The organism is Streptomyces sp. NPDC002138, assembly GCF_040296485.1.
GTDB lineage: Bacteria > Actinomycetota > Actinomycetes > Streptomycetales > Streptomycetaceae > Streptomyces.
Genome location: NZ_JBEOXE010000160.1, coordinates 1 through 1,799 on the forward strand (window position 1 = coordinate 1; position 1,799 = coordinate 1,799).

Annotated in this window: 1 protein-coding gene; it reads left to right on the top strand. The window is 68.5% G+C overall.

The genetic code is table 11. The annotated features are described in order from the left end of the window. Positions 1-93: 93 nt before the first annotated feature. The coding region (locus tag ABT084_RS37825) for a condensation domain-containing protein (RefSeq protein ID WP_351054374.1) at positions 94-1,799 on the top strand (1,706 nt) is incomplete at its 3' end.

The window sequence follows — 1,799 nt, forward strand, 5'->3', positions numbered from 1 at the left end:
TACATCGCGGGTGCCGGTCGTGGGCCGGTCAATGCCCGTGAAGAGGTGCTGTGTGCTGCCTTTGCGCAGGTTCTCGGTCTCGACGGCGTGGGCGTGGACGATGACTTCTTCGCCCTCGGCGGCCACTCGCTCCTTGCGATCCAGCTGGTGGAACGGCTTCGTGAACGTGGGGTGTCCGTGTCGGTGCGGGCGCTGTTCCAGACCCCGACCGTGGCCGCCCTCGCGATGGCGACTGCGGCAGCCCGGGTGGAGGTCCCGCCGAATCTGATCCCCGCGGATGCGCTGGAGATCACGCCGGAGATGCTTCCGCTGGTCGAGCTGTCCACGGACGACATCCAACGGATCATCACGGCTGTCGAAGGCGGTCCGGCGAACATCGCCGACATCTATCCCCTTGCCCCCCTCCAGGAAGGCCTGCTGTTCCACCACCTCCTGGCCGACGGCGGCGAAGACGCCTACGTCATGCCCACGGTGCTGGAGTTCGCCTCCCGGGCGCGGCTCGACGCCTTCGCCAGCGCCTTGCAGCAGGTCATCGACCGGCACGACATCCTCCGCACGGCCATCGTGTGGGAGGGGCTGCGCGAGCCCGTCCAGGTCGTCCGGCGCCACGCGGAACTGCCGGTGACCGAAGTGGAGCTCGACCCGCAGGACGCGGATCCGGTGGCCTCGTTGGTTGCCGCCGGTGGGGCGTCCATGGATCTGGGCCGGACGCCGCTGATCAGCCTGCACGTCGCGCCGGTTGAGCCCGGCGGTGACCGCTGGCTCGGGCTGGTGCGGGTGCACCACATGGTGCAGGACCACACCGGACTGGAAGTGCTGCTGAGTGAGGTCGAGTTGTGCCTCGCAGGGCGCGGCGTCGAGCTGTTTACGCCGCTGCCGTTCCGCAACTTCGTGGCGCAGGCCCGGGGCGGGGTGACGCGTGCCGAGCATGAGCGATACTTCGCTGGGCTGTTGGGAGACGTGACCGAGCCGACGGCGCCGTTCGGACTGGTCGACGTTCATGGCGACGGTAGCGACTCGACGCACGGAGTCGTGGCACTCACAGAGGATGTGGCCGGCCGGCTGAGAGCTGTTGCGCGCCGACTCGGTGTGAGTGCGGCGACTGTTCTGCACGTGGCATGGGCGCGGGTGCTTGCGACGGTCAGCGGGCGCGAAGACGTGGTGTTCGGGACGGTGCTGTTCGGCCGGATGAACGCCGGCGCCGGCTCGGAGCGGGTGCCCGGGCCGTTCATCAACACCCTGCCGGTGCGGGCACGAGTGGATGAGCTCGGCGCGCTGGAGTCGGTCCGGGCCATGCGCGATCAGCTCGCAGGACTCCTCGAGCACGAGCACGCGCCGCTGGCTTTGGCCCAGCAGGCCAGTGGTGTGGCCAGTGATATGCCGCTGTTCACGGCTCTGTTCAACTACCGGCACAACGTCGCGCAGGACGGCGACGGCGGAGAGCGTGATGCGATGGCCGGCATCCGCGTGCTTCTGGCCAGCGAGCGCACCAACTACCCGCTCTCGGTCTCGGTCGACGACGACGGCAGTGGTATGGCGTTCGCCGTGGAGGCTGCTGCCCCGGTGGATGCCCGCGCCGTGGGTGTGCTGGTGTGCAACGCGGTGGAGCGTTTGGTGGTGGGGCTTGAGGGCGTGTTGGAGGGTGGTTCGGACCTTCCGTTGAGCGCGGTGGATGTGCTGGGTGAGGTGGAGCGTCGTCGGGTTGTTGTTGAGTGGAATGACACGTCTGCTGTGGTGCCTGGGGGTACGGTTGCGGATTTGTTTGAGGCGCAGGTGGCGCGGACGCCTGATGCGGTTGC